19 protein-coding genes are annotated in these 18,552 nt (G+C 61.8%); 14 read left to right on the top strand and 5 right to left on the bottom strand.

Features of this window, described 5'->3' with window-relative positions:
- The 6 genes from KDK82_RS31925 to KDK82_RS31910 form a co-directional block, all read left to right on the top strand.
- Nucleotides 1-527, top strand: a 527-nt coding sequence (locus KDK82_RS31925) for an RHS repeat-associated core domain-containing protein (protein ID WP_143343476.1), incomplete at its 5' end; no start/stop codon positions are given.
- Complete coding sequence (locus tag KDK82_RS31920; RefSeq protein WP_143343442.1) at nucleotides 527-880, top strand: hypothetical protein; 354 nt, start codon at nucleotides 527-529, stop codon at nucleotides 878-880. The genes KDK82_RS31925 and KDK82_RS31920, both read left to right, overlap by 1 nt.
- A 74-nt stretch (nucleotides 881-954) precedes the next feature.
- On the top strand, nucleotides 955-1,797 hold the full coding sequence (locus tag KDK82_RS10070) for an RHS repeat-associated core domain-containing protein (protein ID WP_088164768.1): 843 nt from the start codon (nucleotides 955-957) through the stop codon (nucleotides 1,795-1,797).
- Nucleotides 1,794-2,171, top strand: a complete 378-nt coding sequence (locus KDK82_RS31915; protein WP_143343441.1) for a hypothetical protein — start codon at nucleotides 1,794-1,796, stop codon at nucleotides 2,169-2,171. Before KDK82_RS10070 ends, KDK82_RS31915 begins: the two co-directional genes overlap by 4 nt.
- 168 nt (nucleotides 2,172-2,339) lie before the next feature.
- The gene (locus KDK82_RS10065) at nucleotides 2,340-3,155 is read left to right on the top strand and encodes an RHS repeat-associated core domain-containing protein (protein WP_088164767.1); all 816 of its coding nucleotides are present in this window, start codon (nucleotides 2,340-2,342) and stop codon (nucleotides 3,153-3,155) included.
- A gap of 2 nt (nucleotides 3,156-3,157) precedes the next feature.
- On the top strand, nucleotides 3,158-3,562 hold the full coding sequence (locus KDK82_RS31910; protein ID WP_143343439.1) for a hypothetical protein: 405 nt from the start codon (nucleotides 3,158-3,160) through the stop codon (nucleotides 3,560-3,562).
- 201 nt (nucleotides 3,563-3,763) lie between these two features.
- Here KDK82_RS31910 and KDK82_RS10060 read toward each other — a convergent pair whose 3' ends face one another.
- The 3 genes from KDK82_RS10060 to KDK82_RS31905 form a co-directional block, all read right to left on the bottom strand.
- Complete coding sequence (locus tag KDK82_RS10060) at nucleotides 3,764-4,234, bottom strand: macro domain-containing protein (RefSeq protein WP_088164766.1); 471 nt, start codon at nucleotides 4,232-4,234, stop codon at nucleotides 3,764-3,766.
- A gap of 68 nt (nucleotides 4,235-4,302) precedes the next feature.
- Complete coding sequence (locus tag KDK82_RS10055) at nucleotides 4,303-4,617, bottom strand: DUF4148 domain-containing protein (protein ID WP_043821957.1); 315 nt, start codon at nucleotides 4,615-4,617, stop codon at nucleotides 4,303-4,305.
- A 126-nt stretch (nucleotides 4,618-4,743) separates the two neighbouring features.
- The gene (locus tag KDK82_RS31905) at nucleotides 4,744-4,947 is read right to left on the bottom strand and encodes a hypothetical protein (protein ID WP_143343437.1); all 204 of its coding nucleotides are present in this window, start codon (nucleotides 4,945-4,947) and stop codon (nucleotides 4,744-4,746) included.
- Here KDK82_RS31905 and KDK82_RS10050 point away from each other — a divergent pair.
- The 4 genes from KDK82_RS10050 to KDK82_RS10035 all read left to right on the top strand — a co-directional run bounded on the left by KDK82_RS10050 (nucleotide 4,938) and on the right by KDK82_RS10035 (nucleotide 8,266).
- Nucleotides 4,938-5,675 carry an AzlC family ABC transporter permease gene (locus KDK82_RS10050; protein ID WP_088164765.1) on the top strand — a complete coding sequence of 246 codons (738 nt, stop codon included), beginning with the start codon at nucleotides 4,938-4,940 and terminating at the stop codon, nucleotides 5,673-5,675. The genes KDK82_RS31905 and KDK82_RS10050 overlap by 10 nt on opposite strands.
- Nucleotides 5,676-5,678: 3 nt before the next feature.
- Nucleotides 5,679-5,975 (top strand): AzlD family protein, encoded by a 297-nt coding sequence (locus KDK82_RS10045; protein WP_088164764.1) that lies wholly within the window; start codon nucleotides 5,679-5,681, stop codon nucleotides 5,973-5,975.
- Between the two features lie 63 nt (nucleotides 5,976-6,038).
- Nucleotides 6,039-6,383 (top strand): FlxA-like family protein, encoded by a 345-nt coding sequence (locus KDK82_RS10040; RefSeq protein WP_088164763.1) that lies wholly within the window; start codon nucleotides 6,039-6,041, stop codon nucleotides 6,381-6,383.
- Between the two features lie 281 nt (nucleotides 6,384-6,664).
- Entirely contained in the window at nucleotides 6,665-8,266 is a 1,602-nt protein-coding gene (locus tag KDK82_RS10035) for a methyl-accepting chemotaxis protein (protein WP_088164762.1), read from the top strand.
- A 139-nt stretch (nucleotides 8,267-8,405) separates the two neighbouring features.
- Here the strand turns inward: KDK82_RS10035 and KDK82_RS10030 are convergent, their stop codons facing one another.
- Both KDK82_RS10030 and KDK82_RS10025 read right to left on the bottom strand, forming a co-directional pair.
- Entirely contained in the window at nucleotides 8,406-10,352 is a 1,947-nt protein-coding gene (locus KDK82_RS10030) for a long-chain fatty acid--CoA ligase (protein WP_088164761.1), read from the bottom strand.
- Nucleotides 10,353-10,628: 276 nt separating this feature from the next.
- Nucleotides 10,629-11,264 (bottom strand): GntR family transcriptional regulator, encoded by a 636-nt coding sequence (locus tag KDK82_RS10025; protein WP_012205578.1) that lies wholly within the window; start codon nucleotides 11,262-11,264, stop codon nucleotides 10,629-10,631.
- A 114-nt stretch (nucleotides 11,265-11,378) separates the two neighbouring features.
- Here KDK82_RS10025 and scpA point away from each other — a divergent pair, with 114 nt between their 5' ends.
- From scpA to KDK82_RS10005, 4 genes are all read left to right on the top strand, one after another.
- Nucleotides 11,379-13,556: a methylmalonyl-CoA mutase gene (gene scpA, locus KDK82_RS10020; protein WP_088164760.1), complete on the top strand. Its 2,178-nt coding sequence runs from the start codon at nucleotides 11,379-11,381 to the stop codon at nucleotides 13,554-13,556.
- 10 nt (nucleotides 13,557-13,566) lie between these two features.
- Entirely contained in the window at nucleotides 13,567-14,628 is a 1,062-nt protein-coding gene (gene meaB, locus KDK82_RS10015) for a methylmalonyl Co-A mutase-associated GTPase MeaB (RefSeq protein ID WP_179217881.1), read from the top strand.
- 56 nt (nucleotides 14,629-14,684) lie between these two features.
- Complete coding sequence (locus KDK82_RS10010) at nucleotides 14,685-16,217, top strand: acyl-CoA carboxylase subunit beta (RefSeq protein WP_012205581.1); 1,533 nt, start codon at nucleotides 14,685-14,687, stop codon at nucleotides 16,215-16,217.
- Nucleotides 16,218-16,443: 226 nt separating this feature from the next.
- Nucleotides 16,444-18,492: an acetyl/propionyl/methylcrotonyl-CoA carboxylase subunit alpha gene (locus KDK82_RS10005; RefSeq protein ID WP_088164758.1), complete on the top strand. Its 2,049-nt coding sequence runs from the start codon at nucleotides 16,444-16,446 to the stop codon at nucleotides 18,490-18,492.
- Nucleotides 18,493-18,552 lie beyond the last annotated feature (60 nt).

Genomic DNA, 18,552 nt, shown 5'->3' with positions numbered 1-18,552 from the left:
GATACATCCAGGCGGACCCGATCGGGTTGGAGGGTGGCTGGAATCGGTTTGGGTATGTGGGTGGTAACCCGCTGAGTCACGTCGATCCGCTGGGGTTGGCTGGATTTGTTCCTGGAGGTGGCGGCGCTGTTAACACAGGTGACATGTGCCAACCGCTACTCCTTAATAGTCCGATGGATGACAACGGGTGCCTTCGCCCATTTATTGCAGGTGGCCCAAGCCTTTGTGTGGGGCCGGGCTCTGTAGGTAAAGCGGGCCCAGCACTGAGGTCAATGACCAAAGAAGAGTTAAAAGCGTTGATTGGAAAAGATCAAACGGAGCTCTTGCGACAGCTTTTTGGAACAGGAATTCCAGGTGCAAATAATGCACTTTCAAACTTGACGCGCCCCGAGGCACTGACCAATCAAGCTGTAAATGCTTATAGAGAGCTTGCAACGAGAGCCATAAGCCAATATGAGCGATCAGGAAATGCTGCCGCGGCCGATCTGCAGCGGCTACGCCTAGAAATACTTAATAGATTGAAATAATGAAATATCTCATTCTTCCTAATAACTGCAACCCAACAGAGTTGTCATCCTGGAAAAAAACAAACGAGGTTGATCTTGGTGGTTTTTTTTATGACCATATCAAATCCAAGGAGGGTAACTTAATTGGCATTAGGTATTACATTGAAGACGGCTTCAAGCCTAAAGAGCATCCCGTTTTTAATTATTTTATAACAGATCCACGATTTCATTTTGATGCAATCAATGGGTATATCGATATCTTCTTTAAATGCATCCGCGAAGAAGATTCTTTTACTATTGATGTTGTTCAAGACTTTGGGGGGGATCATGTATTAAAGAATCACAAAGAATATGGAATCATGGTTGAAATATAAAATAATCATTAAATAAGTCTTCATTAAAAAAAAACCTGCAACCCCATGTCAGCCGCTGCGGCTGGGGGTTCAGGGTGCCAGCGTTGCGTGTCTGCTACGAACTATGCTGCGCCAACATAGCCGCAATCGCGTCAATCACCACGCGCTGCCGCGACTACGGCCAGACTGTCAGCGGTCCCAGCTATGCGCAGGTGGTGAAGTTCGACCTGCGGTATCCGGGGCAAGTGTTTGATGAAGAGACGGGGCTGTCGTACAACCTGCACAGGTACTACGATGCGGCGACGGGGAGATACATCCAGGCGGACCCGATTGGGCTGGAGGGTGGGTGGAATCGGTTTGGGTATGTGGGGGGTGATCCGCTCAATGCGATTGATCCGGATGGATTGAATGCTGTTGTTGCGTTGAACAGGATCGCAGAGGTGGGACGGGGGCTTTACTACCGGTACGGTCCGGCGATCACGGAGTTCATTGCCGGGGCGTCGGCATCGCCTGCGGCGATCAGCCCGCTGGTGGCGCAGATTCCGACGGGTGTCTCGAGGATGCTGCCGATTGCGCGGGGGATTTCTAAGGGAGTGGAGTCGGGGGCGTTTTGCTCTTCAGTGGATGCTTCAAATGTTGCAAATACTCCACGATTGGCAAGGCAACTCACCAACGAGTCAGCTAGATCTTCATTTCTACCAAATGGAGCTTTGACCAAAGAAGCTCTTGCGCGATCAAGGGCAATGCCAAACCTTGGTCTTGGACAGCTTAGTAACCCAGCTATACCCGCAGGCTATGGAAAATATACCACAGAAACATTTCAAAGTCTCGCAGGAGACTATCAAATGCATTTCTATATGAATTCTGGAACTGGTGAAGTGTTTTATGGCTTGTATTATAAAGCTATATTTAATAATTATTCTGGAGCATTAAAATGAAGGTTCAATGTATTAAATTGCTCGACACTGAGGGAAATGAGGCTTTGTCCTCCCCTTGGTTGAAGCTAAACTCTGTTTATCAGGTTTTGTCAATTTTTATTGATCCGCATGGTCGACGTAGTTTTAATGTTGTAACTTCTGAGAATAGTGGAGGGCGTCCTATATTTGGTAGTTATCAAGCAGAGTGCTTTAAGATTATTAGCACTGTTGTTCCAACAAATTGGACCGTATGGATTCATGAGAGCTCTGCTATAGGAATTTCGCCAAAGGCCTGGCAAGAGGCTGGATTTCTTGATTCTCTTTTAGAGCAAGAACAATTTGCATGGGATATTTTCGAGCAAGAACGCCGCTTAATAATGTCTGAAGAGCCGTAGCAGAGGCGGTGTGATGCTGGGCCAGCAAGTTACCCGCGCAGCGTTGACAGAATAGCCCCCGGCCAGTGGTCCCATGCCCATTGCGGTAGAAATCAACGGCCGCCTATACGCCATCCACACGGACCACCTGACCCCCCCCCCAGGCGCCTGACCAACCAGCAAGGATAGGTGGGCTGGCAATGGCTGATCTCGGGGTTCGGGGAAGTGCGGCCCACCACGGGCGACCGTGGCTACGGCCAGACGGTCAGCGGGCCCAGCTATGCGCAGGCGGTGAAGTTCGACCTGCGATATCCGGGGCAAGTGTTTGATGAAGAGACGGGGCTGTCGTACAACCTGCACAGGTACTACGATGCGGCGACGGGGCGGTATATGCAGGCGGACCCGATCGGGTTGGAAGATGGGTGGAATCGGTTTGGGTATGTGGGGGGTGATCCGCTCAATGCTATTGATCCGGATGGATTGAATGCCGTTGTTGCGTTGAACAGGATCGCAGAGGTGGGACGGGGGCTTTACTACCGGTACGGTCCGGCAATCACGGAGTTCATTGCCGGGGCGTCGGGGGTCAACGGGACGTTGGCATCGCCTGCGGTGATCAACCCGCTGGTGGCGCAGATTCCGACTGGTGTGTCGAGGATGCTGCCGATTGCGCGGGGGATCTCTGAGGGGATGGAGTCGGGGGCGTTTTGTGCAGCAAAAGGTGGAATACAAGAAACTGCCAAGATTGGAGACTTATTCGCAACTCATGGACAGACAATAAGTAGTAGGCAGTTGGATAGATTAATTAAAGATATTCGGGTTAATGGAATATCTAATCCGTTGGTGGTGACTGCGCATGATGGGCGGTTGTATATTCTGGATGGTCATCGTAGAGCGTGGGCGGCTCCTAGGGCTGGAGTTTTAGATGTTCCGATAAAAAGGGTGGATTTGCCATACGGTGCTTACAGAGGACCCGCAGATCTTGAATTCACATGGGGAGGTTATTAAAAATGGAACTAAGAAAAATCAATGAAATCATCATTTCTAGTAGAAATATTTTATTTAATAATGAGGTGAATGATACAGTTATTTCTTCATTGGAAGAGGTGTTGATCTGCTGGCGAGAAATTGAGGTGGATAGTTCGCGTAATATATTGAAATACTGCATTGGTGAGGCTTTGCAGCAGATCAAGCAATCTAAATTAACTAGTGCTGGGCGTGTGTTGAATTTAATTCATAACTTGCCTTTGTCATTGGAAGGTTTAAATAATTGGGATTTGGACTACTTTATCTCTATGGAACTGCCGAATTTTTTAGAGCATTTTGAAGAAATAAATAATTCCAGAGATATCTCTCTTTATGTGTTTCAACAAATTTCCAATCAGTATTTCAACAGTGCTTTATTGAATAGATAGAATTCTTCTCTGAAAATCTATTGGATTTTAATGCTTGGCCCAGCCGCAGGAGCAGGTGGCTTGGCAATGGCTGATCTCAGGCTTTGGTGAAGTGTGGCCCACCACGGGCGCCCGTGGCTACGGCCGAACCGTCAGCGGCCCCAGCTACGCGCAGGCGGTGAAGTTCGACCTGCGATATCCGGGCTTCGACCGTTATAACAACTATCGTGCCTTGCCAAAAACGACCAGCACAACCACTGCTTTCGTTTCGACTTGGGCAATGGTGTTCTTCATAATGCGGATGGCAGTGTCTTCATTGAAGCCTCCAGATCCGCAACCGATGAGGGGAAAGGCTACGGATTTGAAGCCGTGATCGTTGACGAGTTGCAGGGCCGACTGTGTGGACTTCTCAATGGAGAGTTGTGACGCCCTCCAAAGAAGATTGATACCCGCCACATGGATGATGCCTTTGAAAGGCAGTCTGCCGGCAGATGTCAGGACGGCATCGCCCAGAGGAATGGGGCCGGCCCGCGCAACCTCCAAGAATGGCTGCAGTCCACCCTTGCGCTTGATTGCGCCGGACACGCCTTGGGGGATCAACAGCCACCAGGGAATGATGTTTCTATTCCATGAGTTGACGATGACTTCAACGTCCTGGTCCAGAAGGTCGCCGTTGACTATGCGGATATTCATGGAGTGAGGGGCGATGCTCGCAGGTGCGGAAACTGCACAGTATCTCGCGCCTCGCGTCACCCCAACGCTCACTTGTCTTGAGCCACCGCATGCCCTTTCTCCAGCCTTGCCACGGCCTCGCGGTAGGCGGGGCTGGCGCGCAGTTGCTGGTAGCGCTCCAGGCCGCGCTGGTATTCGGTGGAGCGGACATCGATCTCGCGGTCGGAGAGATAGGTGAGTCCGGCGCGGTGCCACATTTCCAGGTCGGCCAGCACCTGGGCGCGGCTGAGGTCGGTGGGGGCAGCAGTGGAGGAGGGCGCGGCGTCCTGGGCGAGGGCGGTGCCGGCCAGGCCCAGGCTGAGGGCGGCCAGGGCGATGAAGCGGGTGAAGTCGGAAGTGCGCATGGGGAACCTTTCAGGTGAAGCGAAGTGATGAGGGCTTCATGGTCCCGCCGCCGCCCTGGCCGGCACAGCCGTTTGCGACGCACTGCAGCATGGCGGGAGCCAATGGCCGTTGGGTTTCGTGAAATGTCAGGAGGGCAGGCGCGGCCAACCGAGGAGCGCCGCCAGCCATGAAAATGGGTTGAGCGGCGCTTGTGCAGCGCTTGTGCGGCAGATTATTTCCAGTTTCTCGAATAAATCGGCATAAAAATCTGTGAAATGGCTGGTGGAAGCATGAATCGGCAGCAAATTCCAGCGGCACAGGCCGACAATCGCCGCTCTCCATGTCTTCATCCATTCCACTTTCCCCCGCTGCCGTTTCGGCAGATTCTGTCTCCCGCAGTTCCGAGGCCTTTCGCGGCTTCAGGGATGCGATTCCCGTGATGCTGGGCTTCGTGCCCTTTGCCCTGGTGCTGGGCGCCCAGGCCGTGCAAAAGGGGCTGGCACCGCTGGAGGTTCCTCTCATGACCGGGATGAACTTCGGCGGCGGCTCGGAGTTCACGGCCATACGGCTGTGGACGTCGCCGCCGCATGTGCTGCTGATCGTCGCCATGTCCTTCCTGGTCAATTGCCGGCACATCCTGATGGGTGCGGCGCTGGCGCCCTATCTGCGCCATCTGCCCAGGCGCCGTGCGCTGCCGGCCCTGTTCTTCATGTGCGACGAAAGCTGGGCGCTGGCCCTGGCAGACGCGCAGCGCAGTGCCTCCCGGCGTGTGAGCCTGCCTTACTACATGGGCGTGTCGGCGGGCCTGTACATGGCCTGGGTGTCGTGTACGGCGGCAGGTGCCTTTCTGGGGCCGCGCATTGGCGACCTGGAGCAGTACGGCTTCGACATGGCGTTCACCGCCGTGTTTCTGGTGCTGCTGCGCGGCATGTGGAGGGGCGTCAGGCCTTGCCGGCCCTGGCTGGTGAGCCTGGTGACGGCGGCCCTGGTCTACAAGCTGGTGCCTGGCGCCTGGTATGTGGCGGCGGGCGCCGTTTCGGGCCTGGTCTGCGCGGCCTTGCTGGCGCCCAGGAGTTGAGCGATGGAAGCCACAACCTTGCTGACGCTGGTGCTCATGGCGTGCAGCACGTATTTCACGCGGGTGATCGGCTACCTGCTGCTGCGCGGGCGCACGCTGAGCCCGCGAATGCAGTACGTGATGGAAAGCCTGCCGGGCTGCGTGCTGATCTCGGTGATTGCCCCGGCGTTCGTGTCCGAGCGGCCGGCCGATCTGCTGGCCCTGGTAGTGACTATGGTGGCCGCGAGCCGGCTGCCCATTCTGCCGACGGTGCTGATCGGCATTGCATCGGCGGGAGCGCTGCGGCATGTGCTGGGGTGACTACTGGCGGGGCAGGCGTGTTTTCGGCCTTCAGTTTGTGCGGCTGCGGACGATGTATGAGGCATGCAAGTCTCATCCTCCACATCGGCTTCCGCCTCGGGAGCCGCTTCATCCTCCGGCGGCAATGACATCGTTGCGTTGCAGCGCAAGCTCAAGGAGCTGCAGCAGGCGCTCAAGGAAGTGTCTTCCGAGAACGTCGACGCCAAGGCCAAGCAGACGAAGGCCAAGCTGCTGCAGTCGCAGATCATGATGGTGCAAAGCCAGATCGAGGCGATCATGCGCGCCAGGCAGCAGGCCCAGATCGACAAGCAGCGCGAGCAGCAGCAGGCGGCTGAAGCCAAGTCGCCGTCCCAGCCGAAGAGCAACAAGGCGCCCGGACTGGGTGGCGTGGTCGACGTCTACGTCTGAATGGAAATGGCTCGTGCTTTCACGGGCCTTTTTTTTGATGATCTTGATGTAACTTACATGAATTGATTGGCCGTGCCTTGGATGCGTTGGCCTGGCAACGGGGTTGAGGGCAGTGGCTGGGCATCCGCACTTTGGCAGGCGTCTTTACACATCTCGCGGAACTTATTGAGTTTTGTCTCTCAAGAAATCGGCCACCGCTACCGATAAGGCAGCTAATGTGACTGCCTGGATGCGATAGCGATGGCCTATACCGACGGCAGCACTGGGCCAGAGGTTCTGCGATGAAAAAACTCAGCGATGTGCGTATAGGTACCCGGCTTACAGCCGTCTTTCTTGTCCTGCTGGTCTGCCTGATGGCCGTAGGGGGCGTCGGCGCAAGGGCGCTGGGCCATGTGTTTTCGGGCACGGAGACCCTGTACCAGGACCGTGTGGTTCCACTCAAGCAGCTCAAGCAGATTGCGGATGCCTATGCCGTCAACGTCATAGACACGGTCAATAAAGCCAATGCGGGCCTGATCACGGCGCAGGAGGCATCGGCCAGCATCTCGGGCACGCTGCCCGTGATCGAGGCCGCCTGGCGCAGCTATTCGTCCACCCAGCTCACCGTGCAGGAGGCGATGCTGGCCAAGCAGGCCCAGGCACTGTTCGCGCCGGCCAACCAGAGCATCGACAAACTGCTGCAGCGCCTCAAGCAGCTGGACGGCAAGAAGGCCGGCAGCCTGGATGAGTTCGACGGCGCGCTGTATGCCAGCATCGACCCCATCAGCGCCAAGATCGGCGAGCTGGTCGAGCTGCAGCTCAAGACGTCGGAGGATGTCTATGGGGACTCCAGGGAGGTTTTTGCACGGTCGCAGATGCTGATCTACGGTTTTGTGGCGGCTGCCGTCATCCTGGCCGTGGCCCTGGGCTACATGGTCACGCGCTCCATCACGGTGCCCTTGAAGTCAGCCGTGGAAGTGGCCCGGCACATCGAGCAGGGCGACCTGGCTTCGGAAATCCAGGCCACTGGGCGTGACGAAGTCGGCGACCTGCTGCGCTCCATGAGCGCCATGCGCGAGTCGCTGGCAAACATCGTTGGCGATGTGCGGCGCGGGGTGGAGTCGGTGACCACGGCGTCCAGCCAGATCGCTGCCGGCAACCAGGATTTGAGCAGCCGCACCGAGCACCAGGCCTCCAGCCTGCAGGAAACGGCGGCGTCCATGGAGCAGCTGGCCGGCAATGTGGGCCAGAGCTCCGAGAACGCGCGGCAGGCCAGCGCCCTGGCCGTGCGTGCCAAGGAGGTGGCCGGCGTGGGCGGCGGCGCGGTCGCCAGGGTCATCGGCACCATGGACGAAATCTCGGCCAGCAGCGGAAAGATTGCCGAGATCACGGGCGTGATCGACTCTATTGCCTTCCAGACCAATATCCTGGCGCTCAATGCAGCGGTGGAGGCCGCGCGGGCAGGCGAGCAGGGCAGGGGCTTTGCCGTGGTGGCCGGGGAAGTGCGCTCCCTGGCCCAGCGCAGCGCCGCAGCGGCGCGGGAGATCAAGGCACTGATCACGGCATCCACCGACAAGGTACGGACAGGCGGCAACCAGGTCCGGGAAGCAGGCAAGGCCATGGATGCCATTGAAGCCCAGGTGAGCGAGGTGGCGTCGCTGATCGAGGCCATCTCTGCCTCCAGCGTGGAGCAAAGCGGTGGCCTGGGGCAGATCACCCAGGCCGTCTCCCAGATGGACCAGGTCACGCAACAGAATGCCGCCTTGGTGGAAGAGTCAGCAGCCGCTGCAGCCAGCCTGGAACGGCAGGCGCGGGTGCTGGCGCAGGCGGTGGCCACGTTCCAGATCAGCTCGGTGAAGGAGATCGGCATGGCGAGCCCCGGCCTGACATTGGCAGCTGCTTGACGCAGACCCAGGAAGAGCGTGCGCAGTGCGCTCTTCCTTTCTTTTTGATCAATTCAATGTAACTTACATAAATTGAATCCATATCAAAAATAGAAAAAGCCGCCGTTTTGAGCTGCGGCTGCTTGTCAGGAGCAGGGGGTCAACCCGCGCTGTTGCGGCCTTGCCAGCGCTCGGCAGGCTTGCTGTACATGGCGGCGATCTGCGACTCGAACCGCGTCATGAGGTTGTTGCGCTTGAGCTTGAGGGTAGGCGTCATCAGCCCGTTTTCTATGGTCCAGGGCTCCAGCTCCAGATGCACGGCGCGTGGCACGGCATAGCGGGCAAAGCTGGCCACCTGCTTTTCGATGCGTGCCAGTGCCTCGCGTTCGGCGGCGGAGTGGTTCAGGCTCTTGGGGTCTTCGGGATCCAGGCCCAGGCGCTGGGCCATGGCCTGCCATTCGCCGCGTTCGATCACGGCCACGGCAGCGATGAAAGGGCGGTCTTCGCCCACGACAAAGACCTGGGTGAAGAACGGGTCGCCGGTAATGGCAAGCTCCAGGTCGGCCGGTGGAATCTTTTCGCCGGTGGAGGTGACGATGATTTCCTTGATGCGTCCCTGTATGCGCACGCGCCCGTCCTCGAGCACCGCCTGGTCGCCTGTGCGCAGCCAGCCGTCGTCGGTGAAAGTCTTGGCGGTGTCTTCGGGGCGCTCCCAATAGCCGCGCATCACGCAGGGGCCACGCACCTGCAGCTCCCGGTTCTCGCCAATCCGCACCTCCACGCCGGGCAAGGCGCGGCCCACGGTGGCGGGGTGGTTGTCCTCCAGCGTGTTGGCGCAGACCACGGGCGAGGTCTCGGTCATTCCGTAGCCCTGGATCAGCGGCAGGCCCAGGCCGAGAAAACAGCGCGCAATCGTGGGTGACAGCGGCGCGCCACCGCTTACGGCCACGCGCACACGCCCGCCAAACTGGGCCAGCAACGGCTTGGCCACCAGGTGGTTGAGCACCGGCCAGGGCAGCCATTGCATCCAGCCCGGCACTTCGGGCTGGGGCGCTTGCGCATCGGCAATGCCTTGTGTTTCACAAAATCGCTGCCAGCCCCTGGCCTGGGCCAGCTCGAACAGCTGGGCCTTGAGCGGTGCACGGGCCAGGGTCTCCATGACCTTGGCGTGCACGCGCTCGTAGATACGTGGCACGGACACCAGCACCGTGGGGCGCTGGGTCTTGAGATCCTCTGCCAGCTGGGCCACCGAGCGCGCATAGGCCACGCAGGCGCCCACGGCCAGCGCCAGGTAGTAGCCAGCCGTGCGCTCGAAGGTGTGCGACAGCGGCAGGAAGGAGAGGAAAACATCGTCGCTGCGCGGCTGCAGCCGCTGCATCACCGCCTGCACGTTGGAGACCACGTTGCGGTGCGTGAGCATCACGCCCTTGGGCTTGCCCGTGGTGCCCGAGGTATAGACCACGGCGGCCAGGTCCTCGGCAGAGGGAGGCGGGGGCAGGGGGACTGCGCCGCCTTCAGCCAGCCATTGGGCCAACGGCTGCACGGGGATCTGGCGCAGGGTCTCCAGTGCGGCGGCATCGCCTTCGGTTTCAGGCTCTGCGGCCCGGGAAGCCGGCTTGGCCGATGCCACGACCACCTTGCGCAACGCGGGCAGGGCCTGGCCCGTGGCGCAGATCTTGTCCCAAGTGGATTGCTGTGCCACGAACAGCATGGACACCTGGGCGTTGGCCAGGATGTAGGCAATGCTGCCCGCGTTGTCTATGGCGTGCAGCGGCACGGGCACATGGCCGCAGCGCAGGCTGGCCAGGTCGATGGACATGGCGTCCAGACCGTTGGGTAGCAGGATGGCGATGCGCGATCCTGCCGGCAACTCCTGCGCGGCCAGCGCCTGCGCCCAGAGGGCCACGCGCTCGCCGGCCTGTGCCCAGTTCAGCGTCTTCCAGCTGCGCGCATCCTCGTCATAGGCCCGGTAGGCCTCGCCTGCGGGCGTTTGCCGCACGCGCAGGGCCAGCATTTCCACCAGGGTGGAGGCCGTGGCCATGCTGGCATCGGCTGGCAGGCTCATGGCCAGGGAAGGGGCGCGGGCTGGGTCTTCTTGGATGCTCATGCGAGAAGGGTGCGGGCCGAAGTGGATGTAGCCGCTGATGATAGCCGGGGCTTTCCGCAGGCCCTGGCGTCAGCTTCGGACATGAGAGGGTGCGGCGCACGCGTTTATGCTGCACTGCAGCGTTTTCGTGTGCCCACTCTGAAACCAACCAGGAGCCGCATGTCTGCCTACGTCGCCACCGTTGCACACCGGGCCCGATTCCAGACGGGGCGGCCGCCTGCGCGTCATGGCCGCGCCAGAGGGTGCCGGCTGCGCAAGAGCGCCGAACGGCAGGCTTCAGGACGCCGCAGCCAGGCCGTTCTGAAAATGCTGACGCATGGCCTGGGCCGCTGCAGCGCCATCGCGGCGCAGCAGGGCCTGCATGACGGTCTCGTGCTCGGCCAGCGAATCCTCGATGCGGCCCTGCTTGAACAGCGACTTGTGGCGGTTGAGCTTCATCACCTTTCGCAGATCTGCCACCAGCTGGTTGCGCCAGCGGTTGTCGGCAATCTGCAGCAGCTGCATGTGAAAGCTTTCGTTGAGTTCGAAGAAGCGGTCTGCATCGCGCGTCTGCGCCTTGAGTTCCTCGTGGGTCTGCTGCAGGGCGGCAAGCTCTTCGTCGCTGCCCGATTCGGCCACCACCTGGACGGCATCGGATTCCAGCAGGCTCAGCAGGTGATAGACATCGGCAATGTCCTTGGACGACACCTCGGTCACATAGGCGCCACGGCGCACCTTCATGGTGACCAGGCCCTCGGCGGCCAGCACCTTCAGGGCCTCGCGCAGCGGGGTGCGGCTGATGCCGTATTCCTCGGCAATCTTCAGTTCGTCGATCCAGTCACCGGGCGCCAGCTCGTGCTCGAAGATGCGCAGGCGCAGCTTCTCTGCAACCTGTTCGTAGAGAGCGCGGGGAGTGAGGGTGTTTGTCGACATGTGGCCCGGATTGTATCGGCAAAGATATTTTGAATGAATAATTATGAATGATGTAAACTGCGGCAGCTCTGGGGCATGCCCTCAAGGGCACCTGTCATTCACGAGCCTGAGAACATGAGACAAGACCATCCGACAGCGCAGAACGGCCAGGAATTCGCAACTGCCGACCTGCAGAAATGGGCCCAGGCGGCCGCCAAGGCCGCTCCCGGGGGCGACATCCAGGCACTGCACTGGACCACGCCCGACGGCATCGACGTCAAGCCGCTGTACACGGCGGCAGACACGGCCAACCTGCCCCATACGGATAGCCTGCCAGGCTTCGAGCCCTACATCCGCGGCCCGCAGGCCACCATGTACGCGGGCCGGCCCTGGACCATTCGCCAGTACGCGGGCTTTTCCACGGCCGAGGAATCCAATGCCTTCTACCGCAAGGCGCTGGCCGCCGGCGGGCAGGGCGTGTCGGTGGCGTTCGACCTGGCTACGCACCGGGGCTACGACAGCGACCATCCGCGCGTCACAGGCGACGTGGGCAAGGCCGGCGTCGCCATCGATTCGGTCGAGGACATGAAGGTGCTGTTCGACCAGATCCCGCTGGACAAGATCAGCGTGTCCATGACCATGAACGGCGCCGTGCTGCCCGTGCTGGCCGGCTACGTGGTGGCGGCCGAGGAGCAGGGCGTGGCCCAGGACCAGCTGTCGGGGACCATACAGAACGACATCCTCAAGGAGTTCATGGTCCGCAACACCTATATCTACCCGCCCCAGCCGTCGATGCGCATCATCGGCGACATCATCGAGTACACGAGCAAGAACATGCCCAAGTTCAACTCGATCTCGATCTCGGGCTACCACATGCAGGAGGCGGGCGCCAACCAGGCGCTGGAACTGGCCTTCACGCTGGCCGACGGCAAGGAGTACGTCAAGACCGCCACGGCCAAGGGCATGGATGTGGACGATTTCGCCGGCCGGCTGTCCTTCTTCTGGGCCATCGGCATGAATTTCTACCTGGAGATCGCCAAGATGCGCGCGGCCCGCCTGCTGTGGTGCCGCATCATGAAGGGCTTCGGCGCCAAGAAGGCCAAGAGCCTGATGCTGCGCACGCACTGCCAGACCTCCGGCTGGTCGCTGACCGAGCAGGACCCCTACAACAACGTGGTGCGCACCACCATCGAGGCCATGGCCGCCGTCTTCGGCGGAACGCAGAGCCTGCACACCAACAGCTTTGACGAAGCCATTGCGTTGCCCACCGAGTTCTCGGCCCGCATTGCGCGCAACACGCAGCTGATCATCCAGGAAGAGACCCACATCACCAATGTGATCGACCCCTGGGCCGGCAGCTACATGATGGAGAAGCTGACCCAGGACATGGCCGACGCCGCCTGGAAGATCATCGAGGAGGTCGAGGCCATGGGCGGCATGACGGCCGCCGTGGACTCGGGCTGGGCCAAGCTCAAGATCGAGGCCGCCGCCGCCGAGAAGCAGGCGCGCATCGACTCGGGCAAGGATGTCATCGTTGGCGTCAACAAGTACAAGCTGGCCAAGGAAGACGCCATCGACATCCTCGAGGTGGACAACGTCAAGGTGCGTGACAGCCAGATCGCGCGCCTGAACCAGATCAAGGCCAGCCGCGATGCAGCCAAGGTCGAGGCCGCCCTGCAGGCGCTGACCCAGGCCGCCGAAAGCGGCGAGGGCAACCTGCTGGACCTGGCCATCCAGGCCGTGCGCCTGCGCGCCACGGTGGGCGAGGTCTCGGACGCACTGGAGAAGGTTTTCGGGCGCCACCGCGCCGATACGCAGAAGGTGACCGGCGTGTATGCAGCAGCCTACGACTCGGCCGAGGGCTGGGAAAAGCTCAAGAGCGAAATCGACGCATCGTCCGAGCAGCTGGGCCGCCGCCCGCGCGTGATGATCGCCAAGCTCGGCCAGGACGGCCATGACCGCGGCGCCAAGGTGGTGGCCACGGCCTTTGCCGACCTGGGCTTCGACGTGGACATGGGCCCGCTGTTCCAGACGCCCGAGGAATGCGCGCGCCAGGCCATCGAGAACGACGTGCACGCCGTGGGCGTGTCCACGCTGGCGGCCGGCCACAAGACCCTGGTGCCGGCCATCATCGAGGAACTGCGCCGCCAGGGCGCGGACGACATCATCGTCTTCGTGGGCGGCGTGATTCCCGCGCAGGACTACGACTTCCTCTACAACGCCGGCGTCAAGGGCGTCTATGGTCCGGGCACCCCCATCCCGGCCAGCGCCAAGGATGTGCTCGAACAGATCCGCCAGGCCAACAGCCTCTGAGCCCGCCGCAGTGACTCCCGAGCAAATGCAAGACGGCATCCTGAACGGCAACCCCGCCGTTCAGCGCCGGGCCATGGCCAAGGCCATCACCCTGCTGGAATCCACGCGCGCCGACCACCGTGCGGCGGCCGATGTGCTGCTCACGGCCCTGCTGCCGCATACGGGTGGGTCTTTCCGCCTGGGCATCAGCGGCGTGCCGGGCGTGGGCAAGAGCACCTTCATCGAAACGCTAGGCCTGTTCCTCATCGCACGCGGCCTGCGGGTGGCGGTGCTGGCCATCGACCCCTCATCCACCGTGTCGGGCGGCTCCATCCTTGGCGACAAGACGCGCATGGAGCATCTGTCCGTCAACCTGGATGCCTACATCCGCCCCAGCCCCAGCAGCGGCACCCTGGGCGGCGTGGCCGAGAAAACCCGCGAGGCCATGCTGGTCTGCGAGGCGGCTGGCTACGATGTGGTCATCGTCGAGACTGTGGGCGTGGGCCAGAGCGAGATCGCCGTGCAGGGCATGTGCGACATGTTCTGCCTGCTGCAACTGCCCAATGCGGGCGATGACCTGCAGGCCATCAAGAAGGGCGTGATGGAGCTGGCCGACCTGGTCGTCATCAACAAGGCCGACATCGACCCGCATGCCGCCACGCGCGCGCAGGCCCAGATCACCTCCAGCCTGCGCCTGCTGGGCATGCACGGCAATCCCGAGCACGCCCACCACGACGAGCGGCTGTGGCAGCCCAGGGTCATCACCATCAGCGCGCTCAAGAAAGAGGGCGTTGACGGCTTCTGGAGCGCGGTGGAGGAATTCCGCCGCCTGCAGCAGGCCAACGGCCGCCTGGCGCTGCGCCGCGAACGCCAGGCCCTGTCCTGGATGTGGGAGCGCATCGACTCCGGCCTCAAGCAGGCCTTCCGGCAGCATCCGCAGGTGCGGGCGCTGCTGCCCCAACTGCAGGCCGACGTGGCAGCAGGGCGGATCGCGGCCAGCACCGCCGCCAGAAATCTGCTGCAGGCGCAGGCCGGGCCCGCGATGGCGCCATCTTCAGCGCCGGCGACAGCACCCGCCGCAGCGCCGCAGTGACAGCAGACAAGACAACACCAGCAACCCGTATCGTTAGACGTTAGAGGAATCGCAGCATGCAAGACATCCTGGATCAACTGGAGACAAAGCGCGAACAGGCCCGCCTGGGTGGCGGCCAAAAGCGCATAGACGCACAGCACAAGAAGGGCAAGCTCACGGCGCGAGAGCGCATCGAGCTGCTGCTGGACGACGGCACCTTCGAGGAATGGGACATGTTCGTCGAGCACCGCTGCACCGACTTCGGCATGGAAAACAGCAAGATCCCCGGCGACGGCGTGGTCACCGGCTACGGCATGATCAACGGCCGCCTGGTCTTCGTCTTCAGCCAGGACTTCACCGTCTTCGGCGGCGCGCTGTCCGAGACCCATGCCGAGAAAATCTGCAAGATCATGGACCAGGCCATGAAGGTCGGCGCCCCCGTGATCGGCCTCAACGACTCGGGCGGCGCCCGCATCCAGGAAGGCGTGGCCTCCCTGGGCGGCTATGCCGACGTGTTCCAGAAGAACGTGCTGGCCAGCGGCGTGGTGCCGCAGATCTCCATGATCATGGGCCCCTGCGCGGGCGGCGCCGTGTATTCGCCGGCCATGACGGACTTCATCTTCATGGTCAAGGACAGCAGCTACATGTTCGTCACCGGCCCCGAAGTGGTGAAGACCGTGACGCACGAGGAAGTCACGGCCGAGGAGCTGGGCGGCGCCATCACCCACACCACGCGCAGCGGCGTGGCCGACATGGCCTTCGACAACGATGTGGAGGCGCTGATGATGCTGCGCCGCCTGTACAACTACCTGCCGCTGAACAACCGCGAGAAGGCGCCCGTGCGCTACACCTCGGACCCTGTGGATCGCGCCGACAAGTCGCTGGACACCCTGGTGCCCGACAACGCCAACAAGCCCTACGACATGAAGGAGCTGATCCTCAAGACCGTGGACGACGGCGACTTCTTCGAGCTGCAGCCCGACTACGCCAGGAACATCATCACCGGCTTTGCGCGCATGGACGGGCAGACCGTAGGCATCGTCGCCAACCAGCCCCTGGTGCTGGCCGGCTGCCTGGACATCAAGAGCTCCATCAAGGCGGCGCGCTTCGTGCGTTTCTGCGATGCTTTCAACATCCCCGTGGTCACCTTCGTGGACGTGCCCGGCTTCATGCCAGGCACCAGCCAGGAGTACGGCGGCATCATCAAGCACGGCGCCAAGCTGCTGTACGCCTATGCCGAGGCCACGGTGCCGAAAATCACCGTCATCACGCGCAAGGCCTACGGCGGCGCCTATGACGTGATGGCCTCCAAGCACCTGCGCGGCGACGTCAACCTGGCCTGGCCCCATGCCGAGATCGCCGTGATGGGCGCCAAGGGCGCCGTGGAGATCATCTTCCGCGAGGACAAGAACGACCCTGCCAAGCTGGCCGCGCGCGAGGCCGAGTACAAGGCCCGCTTCGCCAACCCCTTCGTGGCAGGCGCGCGCGGCTTCATCGACGATGTGATCCAGCCGCATGAGACGCGCAAGCGCATCTGCCGCTCGCTGCAGATGCTCAAGAACAAGCAGCTGGAAAATCCGTGGCGCAAGCATGGAAACATCCCCTTGTGAAGCACCCCCTGAGCGGCTCCGCCGCTTCCCCCTCTCTAACTCGCTTCGCGAGGGAGGGGGACGACACCCTCGGTGCGGGGCGGCGCGGCCGGCCTAGGCCCTTCCTCGGTGTCCCTCGCTTTGGTCGCGCCGGTTACTGACAGTGCTGGCGAAGCGCAAAACAGGGACAGCGAAGCTGACGACAGCTCCGGTTTCCATGATTTAGTTCCAAGAATGGGCTAAGAAGATGTTCAAGAAGATCCTGATTGCCAACCGCGGCGAGATTGCCTGCCGCGTTATCGCCACCGCCCGCAAGATGGGCATACAGACCGTGGCGGTGTACTCTGATGCGGACCGCGAGGCACGCCACGTCAAGCTGGCCGACGAGGCCGTGCACATCGGCGCCGCGCCCAGCCGCGAGTCCTACCTGCAGGCCGACCGCATCATTGCCGCCTGCAAGCAGACCGGCGCCCAGGCCGTGCACCCGGGCTACGGCTTCCTGTCCGAGAACGAGGCCTTCGCCCGGCGCGTGGAGGAAGAGGGCATCACCTTCATCGGCCCCAAGCACGCGGCCATTGCGGCCATGGGCGACAAGATCGCCTCCAAGAAGCTGGCCGACAAGGCCGGCGTGAGCACCATCCCCGGCTACAACGACCCCATTGCCGGCCCCGAGGCCGCCGTGGAAATCGCCAAGGGCATCGGCTACCCCGTGATGATCAAGGCCAGCGCCGGCGGTGGCGGCAAGGGCCTGCGCGTGGCCTACAACGACAAGGAAGCCTTCGAGGGCTTTGCCAGCTGCCAGAACGAGGCACGCAACAGCTTTGGCGACGACCGCATCTTCATCGAGAAATTCGTGCAGGAGCCGCGCCACATCGAGATCCAGGTGCTGGGCGACGGCCACGGCAACGTGATCTACCTGAACGAGCGCGAATGCTCCATCCAGCGCCGGCACCAGAAGGTGATCGAAGAGGCGCCGTCCCCCTTCATCAGCGACGCCACGCGCCGCGCCATGGGAGAGCAGGCCGTGGCCCTGGCCAAGGCCGTGGGCTACCAGAGCGCGGGCACGGTGGAATTCGTGGTCGGCAAGGACCAGGATTTCTACTTCCTGGAAATGAACACCCGCCTGCAGGTGGAGCACCCGGTGACCGAGTGCATCACCGGCCTGGACCTGGTCGAGCAGATGATCCGCGTGGCCGCTGGCGAGAAGCTGGCCATCGTGCAGGAAGACGTCAAGCGCAATGGCTGGGCCATCGAGTGCCGCATCAACGCCGAGGACCCGTTCCGCAACTTCCTGCCCTCCACAGGCCGCCTGGTGCGCTTTGCGCCGCCCGAGCAGACCATGTGGCAGGCCGACACCGGCCACCTGCACGGCGTGCGCGTGGATACTGGCGTCTATGAGGGCGGCGAGATCCCCATGTTCTACGACTCGATGATCGCCAAGCTCATCGTGCATGGCAGCGACCGCAACGACGCCATCGCCAAGATGCGCGAGGCGCTCAATGCCTTCGTGATCCGGGGCATCAGCTCCAACATCCCGTTCCAGGCCGCGCTGCTGGCCCATCCCAAGTTCAAGAGCGGCGACTTCAACACCGGCTTCATCGCCGAGCACTACTCCCACGGCTTCCACGCCGAGGACGTGCCCCACGGCGATCCCGACTTCCTGGTCGCCCTGGCCGGCCACATGAACCGCCGCTACCGCGCGCGCGCCGCCACCATCAGCGGCCAGATGCGGGGGCACGAGCTCAAGGTCTCGGCCGACTACTGCGTGGTCGTGCTGGGCGCCGAAGGCCAGCACCAGTACCGCGCCGTGCAGGTCTCGGACTTCGACGCCGAAAGCCGCGCCAGCACCGTCACGGTGGATGGCAAGCCCTACACCTTCCGCAGCGAAACCCCCATGCGTGCCATGTGCGTGCAGGGCAGCTGCAACGGCAAGCCCTTCACGGCCCAGGTCGAGCGCGGCACGGCCAGGAACCCGCTGGCCCTGCGCGTCATCCACAACGGCACGCAGATCGACGCCCTGGTGCTCTCGCCGCGCGGCGGCGAACTGCACCGCCTCATGCCCTACAAGGCGCCGCCGGACCTGTCCAGGTTCCTGCTGTCGCCCATGCCGGGCCTGCTGGTGGACGTGGCCGTGCAGCCGGGCCAGAAGGTGCAGGCGGGCGAGAAGCTGGCGGTGATCGAGGCCATGAAGATGGAGAACATCCTGTTCGCCTCGCAGGACGGCGTGGTCGGCAAGATCAGCGCAGCCAAGGGCGATTCGCTCGCGGTGGACGATGTGATCCTGGAATTCGAGTGATTTCTGCGCCGCGGGGCGGGGCGGTGGCATGCATGAAGCATGTCGCCGGCCGCCCGGCGT

This window comes from Delftia sp. K82 (assembly GCF_002193035.1).
Lineage (GTDB): Bacteria > Pseudomonadota > Gammaproteobacteria > Burkholderiales > Burkholderiaceae_C > Comamonas > Comamonas acidovorans.
Note: the sequence above shows the minus strand (reverse complement) of the source record. Positions and strands in the feature narration are given on the sequence as shown.

What these genes read in the sequence shown, in the direction of transcription:
- KDK82_RS31920 (WP_143343442.1), top strand. Translation starts at nt 527, where the DNA reads ATGAAATATCTCATTCTTCCTAATAACTGCAACCCAACAGAGTTGTCA.
- KDK82_RS31915 (WP_143343441.1), top strand. Translation starts at nt 1,794, where the DNA reads ATGAAGGTTCAATGTATTAAATTGCTCGACACTGAGGGAAATGAGGCT.
- KDK82_RS31910 (WP_143343439.1), top strand. Translation starts at nt 3,158, where the DNA reads ATGGAACTAAGAAAAATCAATGAAATCATCATTTCTAGTAGAAATATT.
- KDK82_RS10060 (WP_088164766.1), bottom strand. Translation starts at nt 4,234, where the DNA reads ATGAATATCCGCATAGTCAACGGCGACCTTCTGGACCAGGACGTTGAA.
- KDK82_RS10055 (WP_043821957.1), bottom strand. Translation starts at nt 4,617, where the DNA reads ATGCGCACTTCCGACTTCACCCGCTTCATCGCCCTGGCCGCCCTCAGC.
- KDK82_RS10050 (WP_088164765.1), top strand. Translation starts at nt 4,938, where the DNA reads ATGTCTTCATCCATTCCACTTTCCCCCGCTGCCGTTTCGGCAGATTCT.
- KDK82_RS31905 (WP_143343437.1), bottom strand. Translation starts at nt 4,947, where the DNA reads ATGAAGACATGGAGAGCGGCGATTGTCGGCCTGTGCCGCTGGAATTTG.
- KDK82_RS10045 (WP_088164764.1), top strand. Translation starts at nt 5,679, where the DNA reads ATGGAAGCCACAACCTTGCTGACGCTGGTGCTCATGGCGTGCAGCACG.
- KDK82_RS10040 (WP_088164763.1), top strand. Translation starts at nt 6,039, where the DNA reads ATGCAAGTCTCATCCTCCACATCGGCTTCCGCCTCGGGAGCCGCTTCA.
- KDK82_RS10035 (WP_088164762.1), top strand. Translation starts at nt 6,665, where the DNA reads ATGAAAAAACTCAGCGATGTGCGTATAGGTACCCGGCTTACAGCCGTC.
- KDK82_RS10030 (WP_088164761.1), bottom strand. Translation starts at nt 10,352, where the DNA reads ATGAGCATCCAAGAAGACCCAGCCCGCGCCCCTTCCCTGGCCATGAGC.
- KDK82_RS10025 (WP_012205578.1), bottom strand. Translation starts at nt 11,264, where the DNA reads ATGTCGACAAACACCCTCACTCCCCGCGCTCTCTACGAACAGGTTGCA.
- scpA (WP_088164760.1), top strand. Translation starts at nt 11,379, where the DNA reads ATGAGACAAGACCATCCGACAGCGCAGAACGGCCAGGAATTCGCAACT.
- KDK82_RS10010 (WP_012205581.1), top strand. Translation starts at nt 14,685, where the DNA reads ATGCAAGACATCCTGGATCAACTGGAGACAAAGCGCGAACAGGCCCGC.
- KDK82_RS10005 (WP_088164758.1), top strand. Translation starts at nt 16,444, where the DNA reads ATGTTCAAGAAGATCCTGATTGCCAACCGCGGCGAGATTGCCTGCCGC.